Source organism: Pantoea sp. T14 (assembly GCF_036663535.1).
Lineage (GTDB): Bacteria > Pseudomonadota > Gammaproteobacteria > Enterobacterales > Enterobacteriaceae > Pantoea > Pantoea phytostimulans.
In genome coordinates this window covers 725,098-748,780 of record NZ_JAWUEB010000027.1, presented here as the reverse complement: position 1 = coordinate 748,780, position 23,683 = coordinate 725,098, and the positions used below count along the sequence as shown (strand labels likewise).

Annotated in this window: 21 protein-coding genes, 1 pseudogene and 1 riboswitch; of the genes and pseudogenes, 17 read left to right on the top strand and 5 right to left on the bottom strand. The window is 52.4% G+C overall.

Annotation, left to right across the window (positions count from 1 at the left end):
* The first annotated feature begins 56 nt into the window (after positions 1 to 56).
* The 8 genes from SC127_RS21580 (at position 57) to SC127_RS21545 (ending at position 10,010) form a co-directional block, all read left to right on the top strand.
* Positions 57 to 2,285, top strand: coding sequence for an ABC transporter permease (locus SC127_RS21580; RefSeq protein ID WP_332628014.1), 2,229 nt, complete (start codon positions 57 to 59; stop codon positions 2,283 to 2,285).
* On the top strand, positions 2,282 to 3,337 hold the full coding sequence (locus SC127_RS21575; protein ID WP_332628012.1) for an ABC transporter ATP-binding protein: 1,056 nt from the start codon (positions 2,282 to 2,284) through the stop codon (positions 3,335 to 3,337). Before SC127_RS21580 ends, SC127_RS21575 begins: the two co-directional genes overlap by 4 nt.
* 23 nt (positions 3,338 to 3,360) lie before the next feature.
* Positions 3,361 to 4,158, top strand: coding sequence for an inositol monophosphatase family protein (locus SC127_RS21570; protein ID WP_332628010.1), 798 nt, complete (start codon positions 3,361 to 3,363; stop codon positions 4,156 to 4,158).
* Positions 4,159 to 4,553: 395 nt separating this feature from the next.
* Entirely contained in the window at positions 4,554 to 5,042 is a 489-nt protein-coding gene (locus tag SC127_RS21565; protein ID WP_332628008.1) for a (2Fe-2S)-binding protein, read from the top strand.
* Entirely contained in the window at positions 5,039 to 6,031 is a 993-nt protein-coding gene (locus SC127_RS21560) for an FAD binding domain-containing protein (RefSeq protein ID WP_332628006.1), read from the top strand. Before SC127_RS21565 ends, SC127_RS21560 begins: the two co-directional genes overlap by 4 nt.
* Positions 6,028 to 8,415: a xanthine dehydrogenase family protein molybdopterin-binding subunit gene (locus tag SC127_RS21555; RefSeq protein ID WP_332628004.1), complete on the top strand. Its 2,388-nt coding sequence runs from the start codon at positions 6,028 to 6,030 to the stop codon at positions 8,413 to 8,415. Before SC127_RS21560 ends, SC127_RS21555 begins: the two co-directional genes overlap by 4 nt.
* A 64-nt stretch (positions 8,416 to 8,479) precedes the next feature.
* Complete coding sequence (locus SC127_RS21550; protein WP_332628002.1) at positions 8,480 to 9,055, top strand: nucleotidyltransferase family protein; 576 nt, start codon at positions 8,480 to 8,482, stop codon at positions 9,053 to 9,055.
* Positions 9,042 to 10,010 (top strand): XdhC family protein, encoded by a 969-nt coding sequence (locus tag SC127_RS21545; RefSeq protein WP_332628000.1) that lies wholly within the window; start codon positions 9,042 to 9,044, stop codon positions 10,008 to 10,010. Before SC127_RS21550 ends, SC127_RS21545 begins: the two co-directional genes overlap by 14 nt.
* A 42-nt stretch (positions 10,011 to 10,052) precedes the next feature.
* Here the strand turns inward: SC127_RS21545 and SC127_RS21540 are convergent, their stop codons facing one another.
* The 4 genes from SC127_RS21540 to tenA are packed head-to-tail and all read right to left on the bottom strand — an operon-like array spanning position 10,053 to position 13,216.
* Entirely contained in the window at positions 10,053 to 11,018 is a 966-nt protein-coding gene (locus tag SC127_RS21540) for an ABC transporter substrate-binding protein (RefSeq protein ID WP_332627998.1), read from the bottom strand.
* Positions 11,011 to 11,775, bottom strand: a complete 765-nt coding sequence (locus tag SC127_RS21535; protein ID WP_332627996.1) for an ABC transporter permease — start codon at positions 11,773 to 11,775, stop codon at positions 11,011 to 11,013. Before SC127_RS21535 ends, SC127_RS21540 begins: the two co-directional genes overlap by 8 nt.
* Positions 11,772 to 12,512: an ABC transporter ATP-binding protein gene (locus SC127_RS21530; RefSeq protein WP_332627994.1), complete on the bottom strand. Its 741-nt coding sequence runs from the start codon at positions 12,510 to 12,512 to the stop codon at positions 11,772 to 11,774. Before SC127_RS21530 ends, SC127_RS21535 begins: the two co-directional genes overlap by 4 nt.
* Entirely contained in the window at positions 12,500 to 13,216 is a 717-nt protein-coding gene (tenA, locus tag SC127_RS21525) for a thiaminase II (RefSeq protein ID WP_332627992.1), read from the bottom strand. The genes SC127_RS21530 and tenA overlap by 13 nt, the downstream gene beginning before the upstream one ends.
* A gap of 62 nt (positions 13,217 to 13,278) precedes the next feature.
* Positions 13,279 to 13,381: riboswitch (TPP riboswitch) on the bottom strand.
* 129 nt (positions 13,382 to 13,510) lie between these two features.
* On the opposite strand from tenA, the gene SC127_RS21520 reads away from it, so the two are divergent.
* The 5 genes and pseudogenes from SC127_RS21520 to SC127_RS21505 all read left to right on the top strand — a co-directional run bounded on the left by SC127_RS21520 (position 13,511) and on the right by SC127_RS21505 (position 18,118).
* Positions 13,511 to 14,902: a M24 family metallopeptidase gene (locus SC127_RS21520; protein WP_332627990.1), complete on the top strand. Its 1,392-nt coding sequence runs from the start codon at positions 13,511 to 13,513 to the stop codon at positions 14,900 to 14,902.
* 41 nt (positions 14,903 to 14,943) lie between these two features.
* Positions 14,944 to 15,045, top strand: a pseudogene (locus tag SC127_RS22645) (GTPase); the annotation flags it as partial.
* 162 nt (positions 15,046 to 15,207) lie between these two features.
* Positions 15,208 to 15,489 (top strand): DNA topology modulation protein FlaR, encoded by a 282-nt coding sequence (locus SC127_RS21515; protein WP_243078534.1) that lies wholly within the window; start codon positions 15,208 to 15,210, stop codon positions 15,487 to 15,489.
* 577 nt (positions 15,490 to 16,066) lie between these two features.
* Positions 16,067 to 16,777, top strand: a complete 711-nt coding sequence (locus SC127_RS21510) for a lipopolysaccharide core heptose(II) kinase RfaY (protein WP_332627988.1) — start codon at positions 16,067 to 16,069, stop codon at positions 16,775 to 16,777.
* 423 nt (positions 16,778 to 17,200) lie between these two features.
* Entirely contained in the window at positions 17,201 to 18,118 is a 918-nt protein-coding gene (locus SC127_RS21505) for a bestrophin family protein (RefSeq protein ID WP_332627986.1), read from the top strand.
* A 57-nt stretch (positions 18,119 to 18,175) separates the two neighbouring features.
* On the opposite strand, the gene SC127_RS21500 is transcribed toward SC127_RS21505, so the two are convergent.
* The gene (locus tag SC127_RS21500) at positions 18,176 to 18,811 is read right to left on the bottom strand and encodes a TetR/AcrR family transcriptional regulator (protein ID WP_332627984.1); all 636 of its coding nucleotides are present in this window, start codon (positions 18,809 to 18,811) and stop codon (positions 18,176 to 18,178) included.
* A 268-nt stretch (positions 18,812 to 19,079) separates the two neighbouring features.
* On the opposite strand from SC127_RS21500, the gene SC127_RS21495 reads away from it, so the two are divergent.
* The 4 genes from SC127_RS21495 (at position 19,080) to SC127_RS21480 (ending at position 23,569) form a co-directional block, all read left to right on the top strand.
* The gene (locus tag SC127_RS21495) at positions 19,080 to 20,231 is read left to right on the top strand and encodes a Gfo/Idh/MocA family protein (RefSeq protein ID WP_215846817.1); all 1,152 of its coding nucleotides are present in this window, start codon (positions 19,080 to 19,082) and stop codon (positions 20,229 to 20,231) included.
* A gap of 10 nt (positions 20,232 to 20,241) precedes the next feature.
* Complete coding sequence (locus tag SC127_RS21490; protein ID WP_243077939.1) at positions 20,242 to 21,075, top strand: sugar phosphate isomerase/epimerase family protein; 834 nt, start codon at positions 20,242 to 20,244, stop codon at positions 21,073 to 21,075.
* A 66-nt stretch (positions 21,076 to 21,141) separates the two neighbouring features.
* Positions 21,142 to 22,383, top strand: coding sequence for an MFS transporter (locus SC127_RS21485; RefSeq protein WP_332627982.1), 1,242 nt, complete (start codon positions 21,142 to 21,144; stop codon positions 22,381 to 22,383).
* 16 nt (positions 22,384 to 22,399) lie between these two features.
* A complete protein-coding gene (locus tag SC127_RS21480; protein ID WP_332627980.1) occupies positions 22,400 to 23,569 on the top strand; it encodes a dihydrodipicolinate synthase family protein in 1,170 nt (389 codons plus the stop codon).
* Positions 23,570 to 23,683: the final 114 nt, after the last annotated feature.

The following is a 23,683-nucleotide window of genomic DNA, read 5'->3' as shown; positions in this document are numbered from 1 at the left end:
CTGAACAGCGGTGGCCTGAGCCTGATTTCCGCTTCCTTACAGGGTCGAGGTAATTCATGAATGCGTATAATCGCCGCTTAAGCGGCGTACTGATCGCGGGCGCTATCGCGCTGACGTTGCTGCCGTGGTATAGCCTTGAAAATGGTTTTTTCGATGGCGGCTGGCTAACGACGTTATGGGGCGATGCTGCCAGCGCGCCCGCGCTATGGCAGATTGTTACGTTTGAACATCCGTGGCTGGCTATCGCAACCGGGCTATTTTTACTTTGCGGAGCCAGTTGCCTGTTGCCTTCAGGTCAGACGCGAAGTTTGCTGTTGCTGGGTCTGAGCGCAGTCGGCGTCGCTTATCTGGTTGTCGAGGGACACGCGATCGGTTACAGCGGCTGGAATTGGATCTGGCTGGAAAATCTGCTTGGCCCGCTGGCGCAAGGCCAACCCGCAATGGGCGCAGGCGCGCTGCTGCTGCTGACCGTTTTTTTGCTTATTTTCTCGTTTGCGCTGGCTGAACGTGGCGTACTGCGGGGCGATGCATTTGTCGTGGCATCCATTGTTTTGCTGGTGGCGCTGGTCACGACCTTTGTGCTGTATCCCGTGCTGAGCCTGTTTGTGGCCTCGGTGCAGGATATTGACGGCAGCTTTAAACCCGATGGCCTGATCAACAATATGCAAGATCCCTCAATCTGGAGCTTGTCATGTCTGGCTGGTGGCACCTGCGGCACCGCCTGGCGCACCTTGTGGCTGGCTCTGATGACCGCCAGCGGATCCACGTTGCTGGGATTGGCCTTTGCGCTGGCGGCCACGCGTACGCCGTTGCCGTGTAAAAAAGCGCTGCGCATGCTGACCATTCTGCCCATCATCACGCCGCCATTTGTGATTGGTCTGGCGTTGATTCTGTTATTTGGCCGTTCGGGCGTCGTCACTGCGCATCTCGCCACGCTGTTTGGTATTGAACCCGGCCGCTGGTTATATGGCTTAACCGGTATCTGGATTGCGCAGGTGCTCTCCTTTACCCCCATTGCTTTTCTGGTACTGATTGGGGTGGTGGAGGGCGTCAGTCCTTCTCTGGAGGAAGCATCACAAACCTTACGCGCTAATCGTTGGCGCACCTTCAGCCGGGTTTCGCTGCCGCTGATGGCGCCGGGTCTGGCAAATGCCTTCTTAATTAGCTTTATCGAAAGCATGGCGGACTTTGGTAATCCGATGGTGTTGGGTGGCAGTCACGGCGTGCTTTCAACCGAGATTTTCTTCTCGGTTGTCGGTGCACAAAATGATCCGAGCCGCGCGGCGGTACTGGCGATGATTCTGCTGGGCTTCACGCTGGCGGCATTCCTGATCCAGCGCCTGTGGCTGTCTGGCAAAAGCTTTGCCACCGTGACCGGCAAAGGTGATGGCGGCACACACGGTAAATTGCCCGCACCGGTACGTTACAGCGTGTATGGCCTGGTGATCCCTTGGGGCATTTTCACCCTGGTGATTTACGGCATGATCCTGATCGGCGGGTTCGTGCAATCCTGGGGGCTCAATAATAATCTCACCCTCGATCACTATATTCACGCCTTCAGCGTCAGCGTCAGTGATGGCAGCCTGATATGGAGCGGCGTGGCGTGGAACTCGTTCTGGACCACGCTGGAGATCGCCTTGATTGCTGCGCCGCTCACCGCCATTGTTGGCCTGCTTACCGCCTGGCTGATTGTACGGCAGAAATTTGCGGGGCGGCAGACGTTTGAATTCATGTTGATGTTGAGCTTCGCCATCCCCGGCACCGTTATCGGCGTCAGCTACGTCATGGCCTACAACTTGCCGCCGCTGGAAATCACCGGCACCGCGATGATCCTGATTGCCTGCTTCGTCTTCCGCAATATGCCGGTCGGCGTGCGTGGTGGCATTGCGGCCATGAGCCAGCTCGATAAAAGTCTTGATGAAGCTTCATTAACTCTGGGTGCCAACAGTTTCCGCACCTTACGTAAAGTGGTGCTGCCGCTGCTCAAACCGGCAATCAGCGCGGCGCTGGTGTATGCCTTCGTGCGCGCCATCACCTCCATCAGTGCCGTGATTTTTCTGGTCAGCGCCCAATACAACATGGCGACGTCTTACATCGTCGGGCTGGTTGAAAACGGTGAGTATGGCGTCGCCATTGCTTATTCATCCGTGTTGATTGTAGTGATGTTAGTCATTATCGGCGCGTTTCAGCTGCTGGTGGGCGAACGCCGCTTACGTCGCAGCACCCGCAGTGTGGACGTTCCCACGCCGCCCCCTTCGGTATTAACTCAGGAGCGAATCGTATGATCTCACCCGGATCGGTTGTTTTTGAACATGTCTCCAAACGCTTCGCCGGATTCACCGCGCTACCCGATCTCTCCTTAACGGTTGAGCCGGGTACGCTGGTCACGTTGCTGGGGCCTTCCGGCTGTGGGAAAACCACCACGTTGCGGCTGCTGGCCGGGCTGGAGCATCCCACCTCGGGCCGCATTTTGATTGGGGGTAAAGATGTTACGCAGTTGCCGGCCAACGAAAGGGATGTGGCGATGGTGTTTCAATCCTATGCGCTGTTTCCGCATATGAACGCCTTAGACAATGTCATGTACGGGCTGCTTTCCTCTGGGCTCACCAAGCGGGAAGCGCAGGATCGGGCGCGTGAAGGGTTGAAGCTGGTTGGGCTGGAGCATCAGGGAGAGCGGCTGCCCTCGGAGTTATCCGGTGGGCAACAGCAGCGTATCGCGGTGGCGCGAGCGTTGGTGCTGGAGCCGCAGGTGCTGTTACTGGATGAACCCTTATCCAACCTGGATGAACGGTTAAGAAGGCGAGTACGTACCGATATTCGTGATCTGCAACAGCGGCTGGGATTTACCGCTGTGTATGTGACGCACGATCAGGAAGAGGCGCTGGCGGTCTCTGACAAGATTATTGTCATGAAAGAGGGGAATATTGCTCAGCAGGGCGTGCCGGAAACGCTTTATCACTCGCCCAGCTCGGTCTTCATCGCTGACTTTATGGGAGAAGCTAACATTGTGCCCTGTGAAGTCGAACAGCTGGAAGGCAGCGAGGCGCTGGTCAGGATTGGTAGCCAGCAATATCGCATACGTGGAGAGGGCGCGCAGAAAGGTGCTGCGCAGCTGGCGGTGCGGCCGCAATTCATTACGTTACGCGGTGAAGGTACGGGCGCATTAAAAGGCGAAATTACCCATAGCACCTGGCTTGGCAATCACATTGAATATGAAGTGCAAACCGAACTGGGTTCGCTGTTTATCGTCGATTCAATGATGGAGCAACGGCTGGCGTTATCGACCCGCGTTGCCGTGGATTTTAAACCGCAGGGTTTGGCCCTGATCGCGCGTTAACCGGTTAACTTCAAGGAAAACCTATGGAACAGCAAAACAGTGAACTTTCCGCACGTCTGGCGTTAGCGGAAGCCGTGGCGCGCAGCGGCGGCGCGGTTGCCTTAGATTATTTCAATCGCCGCGAAACGCTGGTGATAGAAACCAAGCATGATTTGCAGGATGTGGTGTCAATTGCCGATCGCGAAGTGGAACAGCTGATCGCCGCCCGCATTCGGGACACGTTTCCCGACGACGGATTCCTCGGTGAAGAATATGGATTGCAGCCGGGAAGCTCGGCGTATACGTGGGTGGTCGATCCGATCGATGGCACCAGCCCATTTTTGAATGGCATGCCGAACTGGTGCGTGTCAGTGGCGGTACTGCATGAAGGCGTGCCGGTGATCGGCGTGATTTTCGCGCCTTTTTATCAGGAGTGTTACGTGGCGGCGTTGGGCCAGGGCGCGACGTTGAATGGCCGCACATTACAGGTTGATGCTACGCGAACCTTACAAAATCATGTCACCGGTTTTGGGGCGAACAGCTATGTCAGCCCGGAAAAAGTTGGCGAAATCCTCGCGTCTCTGCTGGCTGCGGGGGGCAATTTTATTCGCATCGGTTCGGGTGCGCTGATGCTGGCGTGGGTAGCGGCAGGACGCGTCGTTGGCTATTACGAACCCTATATGCACGCCTGGGATTGCCTGGCGGGTTACTGTTTAGTGAAAGAGGCGGGCGGTTGGTATCATCCGTTTAATACCGAAGGCGAACGCATTACTAAGGGTGCGCAGGTTTTAGCGGTGGCACCGGGCGCCGAAGCCGATTTACGGCGCATTGCCGGTCTCTGACTCCTCGACACCGCAGGCCGTTAACCCCACCTGCGGTGTTTATTGACATCATCTTTGCGCCACTTCGATGCAAAGCGAGCGTCTCTTCTGTAAAGCTGCCCCTCCAACGCCGTAAAGACAATTAACCCGCTGTGCGATCACCTCCCGCTTAAATCATTTATTAGTTCAACTAAATAGGCTCATAAATGAATAGGCATAATGGCTAGAAATATTTCTGTTAGGATTTTTATTACACATCCTTGGTGTGGTTTTTGTGCTGCACAGTAAAAAAAAGCACGCGATATGCTGCGCAGAAAACAGGTAGACGACGAGAAGCTTCGCGGATTTTTTACTTTTAGCCGGTCGGTGTTTTACACCTTTATGGCCATTTCCCTTCACTGGAACAGGTAATCGCAATGTCTGAGAAAATAACTCTTCAGTTGATGATCAACAATGAGACGCAACACCTGACTATTGATCCAAGGGTAACGCTGTTGGATGCGCTGCGTGAGCATTTGCAATTAACCGGCACCAAAAAGGGGTGCGATCAGGGTCAATGTGGTGCTTGTACTGTGCACGTAAACGGGCAGCGCGTATTGAGTTGTTTGACGTTAGCGGCACAAGCGCAAGGCGGGAAAGTCACCACTATCGAAGGGCTGGCGGATAAACAGGGCAAACTGCATCCGGTGCAATCCTGCTTTATGGCCAATGATGCCTTCCAATGCGGTTACTGTACGCCGGGCCAAATCATGTCTGCCGTCGCCTGCATCAAAGAGGGCCACGCGGGTAGCGACGCTGAAATTCGGGAATATATGAGTGGCAATCTCTGCCGCTGTGGTGCGTACCCCCACATTGTTGAGGCGGTAAAACAGGCCGCAGCAGAAATGTCAGGGGATGCATCATGAATGAGTTTATCTTTAAAACCCCCGCCAGCGCCGACGAAGCCGTTAAGCTCAACGTGGCTGAATCCTCACGTTTTTTAGCCGGGGGGACCACGCTGCTCGACTTAATGAAATGCAATGTTGAAGCGCCGCCACAGCTGGTGGATATTTCCCGCTTAACCACGCTGCGCGACATCAATTTCAGTCACGATACTTTACGTGTTGGCGCCTTGGTTCGCATGAGCGAGCTGGCAGCAGATAAAGAGTGTCAGCGTCTGGCACCTGCTATCTATGAAAGCCTCTGGCAGGCAGCCTCACCGCAAATCCGTAATATGGCGACCATTGGCGGCAATTTACGGCAGCGTACGCGCTGCGGCTATTTCCGCGATCCCGCTACGTTCCCCGCGTGTAATAAGCGCCAACCCGGATCGGGCTGCTCGGCAATTGAGGGAATCAATCGCGGTCACGCTATTTTAGGCGCCAGCGAAGCGTGCGTGGCGGTTTATCCGGGTGATTTGGCAGTAGCGTTAACCGCTTTTCAGGCGCAGGTGATCCTGCGTAATAGCCAACAGCAGGAACGTCGTGTACCGGTTGAAAAGTTCTTTCTGCTGCCACGCGACACGCCACATCAAGAACATGATATTGCCGCCGACGAGATGATCGTCGGTGTAGAGGTGCCTTTGTCTGCCGCGTTACGGCAGTCTCACTATTTGAAAGTGCGCGATCGCGCATCTTATGAATTTGCGGCGGCCAGTGCGGCGGTGGGCGTTGAGATGCAAGGCGACATCATTAACGATGTGCACATTGCTATCGGCGGCGTGGCCACCAAACCCTGGCGTGCTTATGAAGTGGAAGATGCGTTGCGCGGTAAAGCCTTCAGTGAAGTGCTGATCCGTCAGGCATCCGAGTTGGCGGTGATTAACGCCAAAGCGCTGTCGCATAACCAAGCCAAAATTGTCCTGGTTCCGCGCGTCATCAGTCGGGCCTTATTAGCGGTAGGGAAGCCTTCATGAAAAATTACACTGACAAAACACGCAGAAATTTGCTCAAGGCCACTGCCGCTGTATCGGTGATGGCCGCAGGAGGTCTCCACGTGAAAAGCGTTCGTGCCGTACAACAACATCAACTGCCCCTTTCTGAACAGACGCCGCCTCAACAGGGTTTAGGTGCTGCGCCACAGCGTAAAGATGGCACGTTAAAAGTCAGCGGGCACGCCACGTATGCCGCTGAACATCAGGTTGAAAACGTGCTGTATGGCGTGGTAGTACAATCAGCTGTTTCCAGCGGCCGCATAACGGCAATGGAGACACAGGCGGCCCGCCGCGCAGAAGGCGTACTGGCCGTTTATTCGCACCTCAATAGCCTGAAAATTAACAAGCCGAGGTCGATTCCTGAGGGCGGTGCTGCCCAAACCACCTATCTCCCGATTCAGAACGATCGCATCATCCATAACGGGCAGAACATTGCCTTGGTGGTGGCAGAAACCTTTGAGCAGGCAACACATGCCGCCTCCCTGATTAAAGTGGCGTACGCCGAGACGCCCGCGCTGATTTTCCCGGAAGACAAAGGCGCTAAACCGCAGGATCAGGATTCGCTGACGATCACCATGGGAAATGCGCAGCAGGCAATGGAACAGGCCGAGGTGCGAATTAAAAATAAATTTATTACGCCGCGTGAATACAATCAGCCGATGGAACCGCACGCCTGTATCGCGCACTGGCAGGATGACAAGCTGACCGTGTGGGAACCGAGCCAATGGGTGGCGGGCGCGCGTACCGCCATTGCTGAATGGATGGGAATCGATATCAGCAAGGTTGAGATTATCTCGCCTTATGTTGGTGGGGGGTTCGGGTCAAAAGCGTCGCCTGCCACCCACGTTGCGCTCGCCTGCGTGGCCTCACGTGAACTGAAGCGTCCGGTGAAAGTCGCGCTAACGCGCCCGCAGACCTTTACCGGTTTTGGCGGCCGTGCGTCTACCCATCAATCTCTGGAGATGGGCGCAACGCGCGACGGTAAAATCACCGCCATTATTCATGATGGCTATAACGAAACGTCCCTTGATGATGTGTTTGCCGAAGGCACCAACCGTGTCACTGCGCGGATGTATGCGATTGAGAACGTGACCTCTCATCATCGCGTTGTCCCGATTAACACCGTGACGCCTGGATGGATGCGCGCGCCAGGTGAAAACCCCAGCGCGTTTAGCCTGGAAGTCAGCATGGATGAAATGGCCTATGCACTGAATATGGATCCGCTGGCGTTGCGCATAAAAAACTGGGCCGATCACGATTATCAACAGGGTAAACCCTGGAGTTCTCGCCAGCTGAAAGAGGCGTATCAAAAGGGCGCTGAAGCATTCGGCTGGAGTAAACGCAGTATGGAACCGCGTTCAATGCGCGAAGGGCGAGAGCTGATCGGCTGGGGAATGGCCAGTGGAACCTATCCAGTGAACCTGCAACCGGCGGAAGCGACTCTGATTCTGCAACCGGATGGACACCTTACGGTGAAGAGCGCGGGCGCGGATATCGGGACCGGCACTTACACTATCCTGGCGCAGACCGCAGCCGATGTGCTGAAAATTCCACAAGATCGTATTCAGGTTGAACTGGGTGATTCGCGCCTGCCGACAGCGGGCGTGGCCGGTGGGTCCCAGTTGGCAGGTAATCTCACCGCGGCCGTGTTTAAAACGGCGCTGGCGTTACGTGAACGTCTGTTCACGCTGGCCATCGAAACCCCTGATTCACCGTTGTTTGGCACACCGCGTGACAAGTTAGTGGTCATGGATAACGGCGTGGCGATGACTATGCGTCCCAACCGTAAAGTGACGTTTGAACAGTTGCTGTCATTAGCGGGTTTACCTTCGCTTGCACTTTCTGCTGATACCTTTAAAGGTAATGCCTCCGCTGAAGAGCGCGACAAAATGCTCAGCGCACTTAATACCATTACGCGCCCAGAAGATGTTTCGGCACATAGCTGGAGCGCGCTGTTTGTTGAAGTTCGCGTGGATGAAGACTTTGGCACAGTACGCGTGAAGCGTATGGTCGGTGCTTTTGACAGCGGAAGGCTCTATAACCCCGCGCTGGCACGCAGCCAGTGGATAGGGGGAATGGTAATGGGACTGGGACAAGCGTTGTTGGAAGAAGGCACCCTTGATCCGCGTAATGGTCGGGTTATCAATAATAATCTCGCCGATTATTTGGTGGCGGTGAGTGCAGATGTGCCAGAAATCACTACGATTGATGTCGGTCAGCCAGATTACAAGGCTACAACGATGGGCGGCAAAGCGGTGGGTGAACTGGGTATTGTCGGCATGGCTGCGGCAATCAGTAATGCAGTGTTCCACGCAACCGGTAAGCGCGTACGTGAATTGCCCATCACCATGGAAAAACTGATTTGATTGGATACTGCGCGCAGGGCTTTTGCCTGCGCCTCGTTTGTGGCCTTTACCTCGGTACGCATAAATGAAAGTGGCAATTTTGGTGATGGCTGCTGGCTTCGGGCGGCGTTTTCGCGAGCAGGGCGGCGGTCAAAAACTGTTGGCTGAGATTCAGGGGCTTCCCATGTTATCGCATACCCTGCGCCACGCCCTGGCGACGGGCGCCGACGTGTACGTTGTTACCCAGTCAGAAGATCGGGCGATACACGCGCTGCTCAACGGGTGTCAGCCCATCTATTGCCAGAGCCAGGGATTAGGTGAGTCGATTGCTGCAGGCGTCCGTGCAACGGCGGACTATGACGGCTGGATTATCGCGCTCGGTGATATGCCGTGGCTAAAAACATCCAGCTATTTGGCTGTTATACATGCGCTAGCGACTGAATCCATAGTCAGGCCGCTGGTGAATGCTCAGGCCGGTCATCCGGTGGGCTTCAGTCGAATTTTCTATCCCCAGCTGGTGGATTTGCACAAGGATGAAGGGGCGCGTTCGATACTGGCGGCGCATCCCGCCACCTTAATTACGTTGCACGATCCCGGATGCCTTAACGATATCGATTATCCCGTCAACCTGAACTCGGGAGAACAGAATGATTACGCTTGATCAACGGGTTATTGATTGTGCTTTGTGCTGGCATCAGTTGCAGCAGCCGGTGTGGCTCTGTACCGTTTTGCATACGTATGGCTCGTCACCGCGTGCGCCCGGCACCATGATGACCATTAACATTCAGGGTGAACATTGCGGCTCGCTTTCGGGCGGCTGTATTGAGGAAGATTTTCTGCAACAGCTGGCGTCAGGTGCCTATCGTGATAGCAGCCAAATTGTGCGTTATGGCGAAGGGGGATTACGTCCCAATGTGGCGTTGCCGTGCGGCGGCAGTGTGGATGTGTTGATCGAGTATCTTCCCGCTGACCCGGAGAGTTATGCATTGCTTACCGCCATGCAAACCGCGTTGATCGGTAAACAGCATCTGGTAAAGAATGTGCAGCTTGGGCAACGCGCCGCGTGGGAGATCGTTTCTACAGCGCATGTACTGCCCGCGTTATCGCATCAGCAGAATCAGGTCGTGATCCCCGTGGGTGCGGTGCCGCAACTGTTGATTGCCGGTTATTCGGTGGTGGCGTTTGAGTGCATTCGGCTTGCGCTGATCCTCGGTTTTAGGATCACCGTCTGTGAACATCGCCCCGAGCAGCTGGCTGAAACAGAACGCCATTTTGGCGCGGAATATCATGTCACTATTGTGCCGCAGCATCCGGCTAAGTGGCTGGAGAATCATGAAATAAGCAGTAAGGTGGCGATACTTTCTTTGACGCACGATCCGCGTATTGATGAACTCACCATGATGGAGGCGGTTAATACCCCTGCGTTTTATCTCGGTGTGATGGGTTCAGTTAAAAACAGCGCTAAACGCCGACAGCGGCTGGTGGAGATCGGGGGACTGAGTGAAGAAGAGCTGACGCGCATTCAGGCGCCCGTGGGCATTAGGATTGGCAGTAAAACACCGGCAGAGATCGCCTTGTCGGTGATGGCAGATGTGGTAAGGGTCAAAAACCTTTAACCGCTGAAGTGGGTTAGCCCGCAACAAGGCTAACCCAACACGTTAATTAATTTCTGTCGCGTATTGTTCAACGGGCGTGATTTTCTTAATCAGCTTGTTATCAAATAAAAACTGCTCATAAGCCTGATAACGCGGTTTATCTAACTTCGCAGGCTCCGTGGCAAACAGCGGCAGCGTCTTCATCCACGCCTGATGATTCAATGGGGTATTTAACTCAGGATGCTGACGAGCAAAAACCTTCCAGCTCTCTTCAGGATGCGCACGTAAATAGGCTGCACCTTTCTCTAGCGCGATAAGAAACTTTTTGATCTTCGGTTCGGCAACGGCATCGCGGTTAGCCACAATAATTAATTCATCGTAAGCCGGGACGCCATAATCCTCGACGTTAAGCACGACCGGATCTTTACCCTGCAATGTCATCTCCAATGCTTCGATATTGCGGTAGCCGCCAATCACGGCATCAACCTTTCCGGTTAACAGGGCGCTGGTGAGCTGAAAGTTTACGTTGATCAGTTTGACTGCGTTTGCGTTGAGATTTTCATGTTTGAGCATGGTGGCCAATGTCGCCTGCTCGATGCCGCTCACAGAATATCCCACGGTTTTACCGTTGAGATCGGCTGGCGTCTTAATGCTTTTATCCAACGAAATAACGGTGTTAAGCGGCGTGTTAATTAAGGTGCCTACGCGTACCAGCGGCAAACCCTGATCGGCAAAAAAATGGATTTGCGGCTGATAGGTAATGGCTAAGTCGGCCTGTTTAGCCGCCACAAGGCGGGGCGGTAAAGCGGGATCGGAGGGGGGGATAATCTGCACATCCAGCCCCTGCGCGCTAAATGCGCCGATCTGCTCAGCAACCATGATCGGCGCGTGGTCGGGATTGATGTACCAGTCGAGCATGAGAGTGAGTTTTTCATTGGCGCTTGCGCTGGTGGCTAAAACGGCGCTGGCAATCAGGGCGGTTAGTCGCGTTTTAAACAGGGTTTTACGTGGGTGATTGAGGTTATTCATCGTTGTCAGGCATCCAGTTGATTACACGTTTCAGCAAAGCATCAATCACGCTCCAAAGCAGAAGCGTCATCAGCACCAAAATAAACAGGGCGGCAAAGCACATATCACTCTGCATTCGAGCATTGGCATTCAGCATGACGAAGCCCAATCCTTCAGCCGAACCGACCCATTCGCCGATGATCGCGCCGATCGGTGCCACGGCGGCGGCCATGCGCAATCCTGAACCAAACGCAGGCAAGGCCGCCATCAGGCGTACGTGACGTAACTGGGCATACGGCGAAGCGCGCAGGGTGCGGGCTAAATCGAGGTAGTCGTTATTGACGCGGCGCATACCGTCGAAAAACGTGGATGTGACCGGAAAGAAGATCACTAACACTGCCATCACCACTTTTGCGCTCATGCCAAAGCCAAACCACAGCACCAGCAGCGGGGCCAGCGCAAACACCGGAATCGCCTGGCTGGTCAATACCAGCGGCATCAGCCAACGTTGCAGTCGTGGCGAGTAGATCATGCACAGCGCCAGGCTACAGCCGAGCAAGACACCGATGACGAATCCGCTGGCAATTTCTGACAGCGTAATCAGCGAGTGGTAGGCCAGGAACGGCGCATTATCCCAGGCGGCAAGCAACACGGCGCGCGGCGCGGGCAACAAGAAAGCAGGGATGTCACCCCATTTTGTTGCCAGCCACCAAACGCCAATCAGGCCGATAAAAACGCTGAGCCCACGCCTGCTGCGTGCAAGATGATTGTGTTTCATCCTGCCGCCTTGATCAGTTGTTGCAACAGCTCAGCCTGACTTCTCATCGAATCCAGATCGTCTGGCGCACGCGGCGGTAATCCGGCAATGCTGTGCGAGTCATCAATACCGAAAGGATAGGGTGAAAGCACCAACAAACGGTGACTCAAGCGGCAGGCTTCAGCGGGATCGTGGGTAATCAGCAGCACGGTATGTTGTGCCAGTAATTCAGCCGCCAGGGTTTGAATTTGCGTGCGGGTAATGGCATCCAGCGCGGAGAACGGCTCATCCATCAATACAATCGGTTGCCGTTCATAGAGGGTACGGGCCAGCGCAGCACGCTGACGCATACCGCCGGAAAGGGTGGCCGGCAGGGATTTTTCTTCGCGGCTCAAGCCTACGCGCGCCAGCAAATGCCTTGCCCAATCGCGATCGACTTTTTCGCCCCGCAAACGCGCGCCCAGCGCCACGTTATCTATCACTGATAGCCACGGATAAAGCAGATCTTTTTGCCCCATCCAGGCAATGCGACCCGCCAAGGGTTGATTATCGCTGCCCGTCACCGAGCCAGAAGTGGGCGGCGCAAGGCCAGCAATAATGCGTAACAAGCTGCTTTTCCCTGCACCGCTGGCACCCAGAAGCGCCACGAATTCGCCGCCGGTGATATCCATATTCAGCCGGTCAAAAATGATCTGCTCACCGAACTTTAGGCTGAGATCGCGCACTTTAATACCGGGAATGGCGCTTAGCGGCTGCATGCGGAAATCAACGCGTTTGAGGTGTTACCGGCATTGAGTCCCATTTGCCAAAATGCGCTTTCTAAGCGCGTTGCAGTGGTGAAAATATTGGCTAGCGCATCAAAACGGCTTTCACCACCGCGCTGGCGGGCAATATTTTCAAACAGCGTCAGTGAAGCCTGCACGCCAGCCAAATAGCTTTCATCGCCATAGTTTTGTATCCATGCAGCATAGGGATTATCGCGTATCACAGTGGCGGGATTGTTTAATAAACCAAGCCCAATTTCGGCATAACCTGCGACACAAGGCATCAATGCCGCCAGCAAATCCAGCGCATCACCTGAATGTCCAATATCCAAAACGTAGCGGGTGTAGTTCAGCGTTTCTGGCGCTTCAGCGTCGTTGACGATGTCGCTTTCGCTCAATCCCCATTGCGCGCAATACGTGAGATGCAAGGGCAGCTCACTGACAATAGCGTTGAGGGATGTGGTTGCCGCACGCATTTCGGGTAGCGTGTGGAGTTTGCTGACCAACAAGGCGTAAGCGCGGGCAAAATGCAGCAGGAAGAGATAATCTTGCGTGAGGTAACGCTGAAAAGCGGCATGCGGCAGGGTACCCGCAGCGAGCTGTTGCACAAAAGTGTGCGAGACATAATCGTGCCAGTGTTGACCCGCCTGCTGGCGAAGACGGCCATATAAGCCATCATTGAACATTGAGAGAGACATGGGACCTCCAGTGATAAGTGGAGATCCGGGCATACTGAGGTAAGAACAGGCATTTGCTGAGTGCAATATTGCCAACCCGTCCCTTCGCTGGCATGACCCAGATCAGGTTCAAAGGGTTCGGCTTACGCCATCTCAGCCCATTTCAGGACACCCCTCGGAGACACTTTTTATACGTCAATTAAAGGGTGAATTCAACGTGTCGATATTGTGGGTTTGGCCGAGTTAGCCACGCTTACTGCAAATTTCCCTCTGCTTTTAAAAGAGAAACCTCTCTTTAACTCTTCAGGAGACGCCATGGATACACGCTATTCGCTACAAACGCTTTCGCCACCGCAATGCTTCCGTCATATCGCGAGCCCCGTTTTATCTGATGAAACCCTGAAGCAACGCGTGGTTGAAGTGGTTAATATGATGAAGCAGCACGGGTTGGCGCACTTGGTTATCTATGCAGATAAAGAACATGGCGGCAATTTTGAGTATCTGGCGGGGTTTATTCCGCGTTTTGAAGAGGCACTTTTAGTACTCAGTGATCAAGCTGCTATTAGTTACATCATAGGTAATGAGAACCTCAAACTTGTGCCTTATGCACGTAATGCAGGATTACCTCTGCATGCGCCGATCTTTTCGCTGCCCAATCAACCCATGACACATGAACAGCCGTTAGAGATGTTGCTCGCGAGCGCAGGTTTAATCGCTGGGCAAAAAGTGGGCGTCGTCGGGTGGAAGCTTTTCACCGGCAATGCTGAGCAGCGAAGCAGCCTGTTTGATGTTCCTGCATTTATTCTTGATGCGGTTAAGAAGGCGGCAGGGGGACAACATTGTGTTGTTAACGCAACGGGGATATTTATCTCGCCTGAATATGGCGTTCGCCGCATAAACCGGGCAGATGAAATCGCTTTTTATGAATATGGCGCCAATTTGGCCTCAACTAATGTCCTTAGCGCGCTGGACAGCATTGAACTCGGCAAAAGCGAAAAAGAGATCGGCCATTTGCTGGCTGCCGACGGTCAACCGAATAACGTTATTATGATTGCCGCCAGCGGGGATCGCTTTGCGTATGCCAACCTTTATCCTTCGGATAAACGCATCTGCCTGGGCGATAAGATCTCGCTGACGGTTGGCTTCAAAGGTGGACTCACCAGTCGCTCAGCCTATGCAGTTGCCGACGACACCGCGTTGCCCGACGCGGTTTCTGACTGGCTGACGCAGTTAGCCACGCCGTATTATCATGCCGTGGTGACCTGGCTCGAGAGTTTGCGGGTAGGCATCACGGGCGGAGAAATGTATGCCATTGTCGAGAATGTTCTACCAAAAGCGCGTTATCACTGGCATTTGAATCCGGGGCATTTGGTGGCGGATGAAGAGTGGCTTTGCTCACCAATCTATCCTGATTCCACAATTCCATTAACCAGCGGGATGCTATTGCAGATTGATATTATTCCCTCTTTGCCGGGTTATGGCGGCAGTAGCATAGAAGATACGGTTGGGCTGGCAGACATTACATTGCAACAGCAGCTAGCGGCACAATTCCCCGAAGTATGGAAAAGGATGGAAATTCGCAAACGTTATTTGAAAGAGGTATTAAATATTAAGGTTTCAGATGAGGTGATTTTACTTTCTAATACGGTAGGTTATCTGCGTCCTTTTTTGTTGGATAAAACTCGCGCACTGGTTCGCGTTAAGTAATGAGCAGGTCGCATTTACTTTATGACTAACAGGCGTTAACGATGAGCAGTGACATTAAATCTTTATCTTTTCTTGGACCGCGAGTCGCTATTATAGGGCCATCTAACAGTGGAAAATCGACGCTGGCCAATGCGATTTCTCATAAAACATCTTACCCCGCAATACACCTTGATCAGCTTTATCATTTACCTGGCACGCATTGGCAGGCGCGACCTAAATCGCATTTTTTAGCCCTGCATCGAGCGGCTATCGATCAAGAGTGTTGGATTATTGAGGGTAATTACTCCAGCTGCCTGAAGGAAAGAATGGATCGCGCAACAGGCGTAATTTTACTGGATATCAGTTTACCCTTGATGCTAATGCGTTATTTCCGCCGTACCGTCTTCCAGCGTGAACGAATAGGTGGCGTGCTGGCAGAACATCAGCGCGATCGCATTAATAGCGACATGTTGAAATATCTGCTTTTCACCACCCCGAAGAACAGAGCGCATCACCGGACGATATTTGATGAATTAACAATGCCAAAAGTGGCCTTGTTATCAGCAGAGCAGGTGAAGCGTTGCTGGAAAGAGTGGGCGTTGAAATGAACCCGCTGCAGCGGACGTCAGTGGTTAAAAAGAGAAGGGGGTACATAACGAAGAAGCCAACGTGTTGGCCACAGGCATAAAACGATATCCATATAATGCAGGCTATTCGGTCAAGCGAAGTTAAACAGATTAATCTGCTTCTTAACGGATAAGGCGTAATAAAGATACGCCCAACGTGCTATTTTCAGTGAATCTCAATGTTATTTACTGAAGGTTTAGACATGCGCGTAAATAATCTGCTCGAAAATTTTCGCATAATAGAATCATGAGACTTAAATGATTAATTAACGTTATTATCACTCTGTAATAAAGGTGAAATTTTATTACTTTTAAGCATTTTCTAACAAGATTGTTATATCTATATGTCGATAATTCCTACTTTTATTGTCTGCCTTTTTGTAGGTGCTTACCCGTTAAGGTCAGCGGCCTGGCAGATATTGCAGGAGGTATTTATGGCGATATTTTTACCGCTATTACGATTGTATGGCTTTTCCGCCGCCGCAGAGTCGCGAAGGGCGCAGATCGGGTCTATACCTAACGGAATTATCCATTTTTTCACTCTGGCCGTAGGCTAATTATGCTGCACAAAACTAAATATAATAATCTTACGCTGTGCTTCAAAGAGAGTCGTGTTCCGTATAACGAGATCCTGGAGGATTTTGTTCATTTACGTCTTCCGATACGTAAAGTGTTCCGCAACAAGGACAATACCAAGGTCATGCTGGTCCAGCACCAGGAACAATTATATATATTGAAAGTATTCAAACCCAACGGTAAAAAAATCGAAAGGGTGCTTAAATCCTTTTTCAGAAAGGATTACTTTTTAAGTCTGATTCAACTCAACGACGAGCTCTGGTCAAGAGGCATGCGTTTTCAAAATGACGTTTACCTGTTAGCGCAGCGCAAACAGGGTCCTTATACCGATCTCTACATTATGTTGAATGAATACATTCCCGGCACGGTGCTGAATGAGTTTGATGTCATTCCTGAGGTAATCAAACAGGACCTTGTGCATAACATGGCGTTATTGCATCAACATAAACTCATTTCTGGTGACGCCCATAAAGGCAACTTTATCCTTTCTGAACACGGGCTGCGTATTATCGATTTATCCGGTAAGAAGTTCACCCGACGCAGAGTGGCAGAAGATCGCCTGGCGCTGGAGAGTCGTTTCAACATCAAGGAGATAGAGAGGGACTTTTCCTACTATCTGCTCAAAGCGAAATTCCACCTCCGACAAAAAATCAAAAGCGGTAAGCAAGTTCTGGCGAAGATGTTTGCCTTTTAAAGGATATTTTCGGCAAGTGCGCAGTGTTTCTGTTTCGGCCAAAAAATTGACGCTTGCTGAGCTTTTCTGCGGCAAGTGCAGGCCGAAACCGGCGTAACTTTCGCGTAGCAGCGTCAAAATGGGTAGCTCTGAAAAAGAGCGGTAAAGCTGCCATATCAATATAGCCAGACGCGGACATCTGAATTTAGCCGCCATAAGCTAAAGTACGCATAATGTATATTATGTTAAATGGGATAAACATCGGTGCGGTTAAACCTGCCTATAAGCCCTTTACTCCCTTTTCAGTCTTACCTTCATTCATTCAAACCCGGCTTTTCATTACAACGCGCATCTCAAATGATCCTCTCAGCTTTCGAGGTCGATTTTGTTTTTACAGCAGCGTACTCTTTAGCAACGACATTTAAACAGCCCTCATCACACCTTATGATTATTCGTCCTTCCCAACACTGGTTCCGCCGTTTGTTTGTCTGGCATGGTTCCGTGTTATCAAAAATTATGTTTCGCCTGTCACTCAACGTGTTGATGTCTGTTATTGCGGTACTGAGTTACCAATGGTACGAGTCGCTGGGCGTTCACCTCACTCTTGCACCTTTTAGCTTACTTGGCGTGGCTATCGCTATCTTCCTTGGTTTTCGTAACAACGCCAGTTACGCCCGCTTTATTGAAGCCCGCACGCTTTGGGGTTCATTGTTGATCACTCAGCGCTCGCTGTTACGCCAAATCAAAAGCACGCTGTTGTCCGATGACGCTGCGGTTCGCGAAATTTCTGCACTGATGATGGCGTTTAACTGGAGCCTGAAACATCAATTGCGCCAAACCGACGGACGCGCTGATCTGCTCCGTCTACTGCCGCCACGCTGGCATGATCAGGTGATGAACGATCCGTCGCCGTGCAATCAGCTGTTACTCTGTATGGGATTTTGGTTAGGTGAACAGCGTCAACGTGGCGTAATCTCTGATATTGTCTGGCAAAGTATTGATGCCAATATCAATCATCTCTCTCAGGTGCTGGGCGGTTGCGAGCGTATCGTGACAACGCCTATTCCTTTTGCATACAGCCTGATATTGCATCGCACCGTTTACCTGTTCTGTACCCTACTGCCTTTTGCGCTGGTCGCCGATTTGCACTACATGACGCCGCTGGTATCCGTGTTTGTTTCCTATACCTTTTTGTCGCTGGAATCATTGGCAGAAGAACTGGAAGATCCCTTTGGTATGGCTGCCAACGACCTGCCGCTGGATGCGCTTTGTGTGATTATCGAGCGCAATTTAAAGGCGCTACAGGGTGATTACCCGCTTCCCGAGCCCTTGAAGCCAGACAACCATTACAACTTAACATGATTCAAGGGCTAAAACCGGCGTGTTGGCGCCGGGTTTATTTAACATAAAAAGCGCGCATCAGGGTTTAATCCATGCGGCTATACACTCTTTCATCACGCGCAAACGCTCTGCCAACGCCGTTTTTTCACTGAGATCTTTTTGATACAGAATCGACAGCGTTGATTGGTTGATCAGATAAAAGAAACCCAGCGCTGAGATATTGATATTTAGCTGCATGACATCAATATTCGTCCTAACGTTACCTTCAAGGACGCCGCGTTCCAGCAGGCTTTTGGTAATGCTGATCCAACTCTGGTTGATCTCTACGGTCACAGATGAATCTTTGAGATGCCGCGCTTTGAGTTGGTTTTCACTGTTCAGCAGACGGATGAACTCTGGATTTTTTAGATAATAGTGCCAGGTGAACTCAACCAGTTTGAGGATCGCTTCATTGGCAGGAACTTCATCCAGCGACAGCGCCGCTTCGTGCTCACGTATATCCCGATACGCATCTTCCAACACCCGAGTAAACAGCACATCTTTGTTGGTGAAGTAGTAGTAAATAAGCTGTTTATTCGCCTGAGCACGTTCTGCGATACTGTCTACACGCGCCCCGTCAAACCCCTTCTCTGCAAACTCTGCACGGGCAGCCTGGAGAATACGCTGCTGTTTATCAGCCGAATCATTTTTATCTTTAACGCTCCTGTTAGCCAAACTCCTCTCCTCATTTTCGCTGCGCTTTTCAACAGTATAGTGCCTTAATTTGTCGGTAAAACAAGCAAGGAAAAATTTTCAACCAACTAGTTGGTTATGTGAAATTGATCAAAGTTAAAATGATTTTTGACTCCTATAGTGAAGCCATCAACCAGTTAGTTGAATAACTATTAACCGGCTTGCTCATCGTTTCCTGAAGATTTGAGGCGTTATGTCGTCTCGATCACAACTCACGCGGCAAAGCGATTTTCAACAATGAGGTGAATGAATGGCTCAGATTCCCGTTGGCATCATCATGCATGGCGTTACAGGACGGATGGGGAAAAATCAGCACTTAATCCGTTCGATTGTACAGATTCGCGAGCAAGGTGGCGTGCCGTTGGCCAATGGTGATCGCCTCATGCCTGACCCGATTCTGATAGGTCGCAACGCGGAAAAGATCGCCGCACTGGCGCAGGAATTTGGCATCAACCGCTGGGGAACGGATGTTGATGAAGCACTTGATAACGCGAGTGACATCATCTTTTTTGATGCGGCGACCACCCAGGCGCGCCCTGCTCTGCTGAAAAAAGCCATCAGCAAAGGTAAACATGTTTATAGTGAGAAACCGGTGGCGATGGGCCTGGATGACGCGTTGGATCTTTACCATTTCGCCCAGGAAAAAGGCGTTTGCCACGGTGTCGTTCAGGACAAACTTTGGCTGCCGGGCTTGCAGAAACTCAAGCTGCTAAATGAATCGGGCTTTTTCGGTAAAGTGTTATCGGTGCGTGGCGAGTTTGGCTACTGGGTATTTGAAGGCAACCTGCAACCTACGCAGCGCCCATCGTGGAATTATCGCAGTGAAGATGGCGGCGGCATTATTCTCGATATGATTTGTCACTGGCGCTATGTCATCGACAACCTGTTTGGTGAGATTAAAAGTCTCAGCTGTATTGGCGCAACCCACATTCCTCAACGCTGGGATGAGCAACATCAACCCTATCAAGCCACGGCGGATGATGCTGTTTACGCGACCTTTGAGCTGCACAACGGCACGATTGTGCAAATCAACAGTTCCTGGTGTGTTCGCGTTCGCCGAGATGATTTAGTGACTTTTCAAGTCGATGGCGTTAACGGTTCGGCGGTTGCCGGTCTAACTGATTGCTTCACCCAAGCCAACGTCAACACGCCAAAACCGGTGTGGAACCCCGATGTTCGCCAGACGCATAACTTTTTTGCCGACTGGGCGGAAGTGCCTGAAACCCAAACCTATGACAACGCGTTCAAAGTGCAGTGGGAACTTTTTCTGCGGCACGTTTGGGGCGAAGGCGATTATCGCTGGGGCCTGCTGGAAGGCGCCAAAGGTCTGCAACTGGTGGATCTGGCACTTAAAAGCTGGAAAGAGCGGCGCTGGATTGATGTGCCTTCATTAGAGCGTTGAGGATCACATCATGCAGAGACCTAATCCACATAAACTTTCTCTGAATACGGCAACGGTTCGCCAGCAGTGGAATCTCCAGCAGATTATTGAAGGTTGTGCCCGCCACGAGATTCGCGGCATTTCACCCTGGCGCGATCAGGTCGCCGAGCTGGGGCTCAAGCAAACGGCCCGGCTAATTAGAACACATGAACTTAGCGTCAGCGGATATTGCCGCGGCGGGATGTTTCCGGCTAATACCGCTGAACAGCGCCATAACAACCTCAGCGACAATTTTCGCGCCGTGGATGAAGCGCTTGAGTTAAACGCGGCTTGTCTGGTGTTGGTGGTGGGCGGATTACCCGCTGGCTCCAAAGATTTAGCGGGCGCCCGTCAGCAAGTACATGACGGCCTGAACACCTTGCTGGAATATGCCCGGCCCCGCGGAATGCCGTTAGCCATTGAGCCGCTGCATCCAATGTATGCCGCTGATCGGGCCTGCATCAATAGTTTAAAGCAGGCCAACGATCTGATTGACGATCTGGGTGATGAGGGATTGGGCCTCGCGGTCGATCTCTATCACACGTGGTGGGATGCGGATTTTCATCACGAAATCCAGCGAGCGGGAAAGAAACGACTGCTGGCTTTTCACATCTGCGACTGGCTTAACCCGACACAGGACCTGCTCGAAGATCGCGGCATGATGGGCGATGGCGTGATTGATATTCGCGGTTTTCGTCTGGCCGTTGAAGCACTGGGTTATGACGGTTTTCATGAAGTCGAAATTTTTTCCCGCCTCAACTGGTGGATGAAAGATCCTGACGAGGTGCTGCGCACCTGCAAAATGCGCCATCAGGAACACGGTTAAACATCACTTGTATCTGACAGAGCTGAAAAGCTGTTTTCGTCGGTCAACAGACATGTCGAGAAAAATATGAATACAGATACCCGAAAAATGATTCTGGTCACCGTGCTTTGCGGCCTGGGATACATGATGTACTCGGTTGATCGAATGACGGTGTCGTCGGCGATTGGCCTGATTGCCGCTGAGTTTGGTCTGGGTAAAGGCGAAAGCGGCATTCTGCTCTCCTCCTTCTTTTTTGGCTTTATTCTCTTTCTGTTTATTGCCGGGATTATTGCCGACAAGCTCAGCGGAAAACCGGTTTTGATTCTGGGATTGATGATGTTTTCGCTCGCCACTTTGTTCACTGGCGTGGCGGGTAGTTTATCGAGCCTGATTTTTTACCGAGTGATGACCGGCATCGGTGAAGGCATCTTCTGGCCTGCCGCCTCACTGGAGGTCGCCAATGTCACCAGTGATAAGCAACGTACTACGGTAATGTCGCTTTACTGGATGGGTTATCCGATTGGTGGCTTTCTCGGCACGTGGATGGGCGCGGTGCTGGGGCCGGTGTTTGGCTGGCGCGTGGTGTTTTATGTCGCCGGTGCGATGGGCATGCTCGTGGCGTTGCTGTATGCCGTATTGGTCAAAAACGATCGCAAACCGGCCGACCTTGTTGCCCGCCAGGCGGCTGAGAAAGTGCCGCTGCGCACGCTGTTTCGTCATGCGCCAGTGATGATGATGGCCTGCTATTACTTCGTGCTGCTGGCCGGCTGGTGGATTGTGCTGCTGTGGGCACCGAGCTATCTCATGCAGGTAAAAAATCTGACGATCGGTACCGCTGGAACCATCGCCAGTTTGCTGGGACTCACCGGCGCGCTGGGTGGCTTCCTGCTTGGCCGTTACTGCGATAAAGGCGATTTTCTTCGCCGCCGCAACATCCTGATGACCATCACCATTGCCAGCGGATTTCTGATGGCGGCGATGGTTGTCAATCTCTCCGTTCCGTTGGTGATTGTGCTGGTGATGCTGCTGGGTTTTTTGGGCTATCCCATCACGCCTATCGTGCTGTCTATTACCGCCGAACTGGTTCCCCCTTCTCTGCGCGGCTCGGCCATTGGCTTTGTTATGAATATGGGAATGGCGGCAGGCGGCATCTCGCCCATCGTGGCAGGTTATTTCGCTCAAACCTACACGCTGCAACCCGTGTGGCTGGTAGCTGCCGCAGTGATCCTTTGCAGCAGTTTTGTGCTGCTGGGTGTGCGTAAACTCCCCGTTTCCGCCACAAAAAACGCCGCAGACGCCGTGCCGCATGGGCGTCTGGTTAAGCATTAATCGAGAGGGACAGAAAATGACGATCAGTAATAAGGTGCGTTTAGTGGACAGCGACGGGCAACCGTTCAGCTATGTGGTGAAAGGCCAACGACACTGGAGCGTACCGCAAAAACCGGTGTTTAACCGCAAGGTGTTTGCCGCGGCACACGTGGTCGCTGATCCTGTAAAGATGCAGAATCCTACAGGTGATATGGCTATCGACTGGGAGTCAACGCTGGAATATCGACGCCATCTCATGTCACTGGGTTTTGGCGTGGCAGAAGCGATGGACACCGCTCAGCGCGGCATGGGACTTGACTGGCCAACCAGCCTTGAGCTGATTCAACGCAGTGTGGCCCAGGCAAAGGATTTTCCGCAGGTTACTATTGCCAGCGGCGCGGGCACCGATCACCTGACTGATTTCACGGGTTTGACCTTAAATGATGTGATCAATGCTTATGAACAGCAGATTGCGGCCATTGAAGCCTGCGGTGGTCGCATTATCCTGATGGCGAGTCGGGCACTGGCCGCCATCGCTAAGGGGCCTGAAGATTACATAACCGTCTACGACACCGTGCTAAAGCAGGTGCGTGAACCGGTGATTCTGCATTGGCTGGGTGATATGTTTGATCCGGCGCTGCGGGGTTACTGGGGCGCCGGGCAGATCCACAGCGCCATGGAAATTTGCCTGTCGGTGATACGCAACAACGCAGCGAAAATTGACGGCATCAAAATCTCATTGCTGGATAAAGATCGCGAAATCGAGATGCGCCGTCAGCTTCCCGCCTCCGTCAAAATGTATACCGGCGACGACTTCAATTATCCCGAATTGATTGCGGGCGACAGTCAGGGCTATTCACACGCACTGCTAGGGATTTTGGATGCGATTGCACCGGCAGCCTCTGGCGCGCTGCATGCGCTGGCGCAAGGCGATCAGCAGAAATATCATCAGATTCTTGCTCCGACGTTGCCGTTGGCACGACATATCTTTGCCGCTCCAACGCAGTACTACAAATCGGGCATTGTGTTCTTGGCCTGGCTCAATGGACATCAGCGTCATTTTACCCTGCTGGGCGGTATGCAGAGCGCACGCAGTCTCACACATTATTGCACGCTGTTCCGCCTGGCTGACGAAGCGGGATTACTCGATAACGCTGACGTTGCGTCGGAAAGGATGTGGTTACTGGCTAAGCTCCATGGGATTTAAACGGTTCCCCTCCGCTTCAAGGCAGAAACGGAGGGGAAATACCCTGGCGGTGGCGACATCACCAGAACAGTAAGCCAGGCAGCAACATCCCGCCGCCGATCATGCCTGTATGAG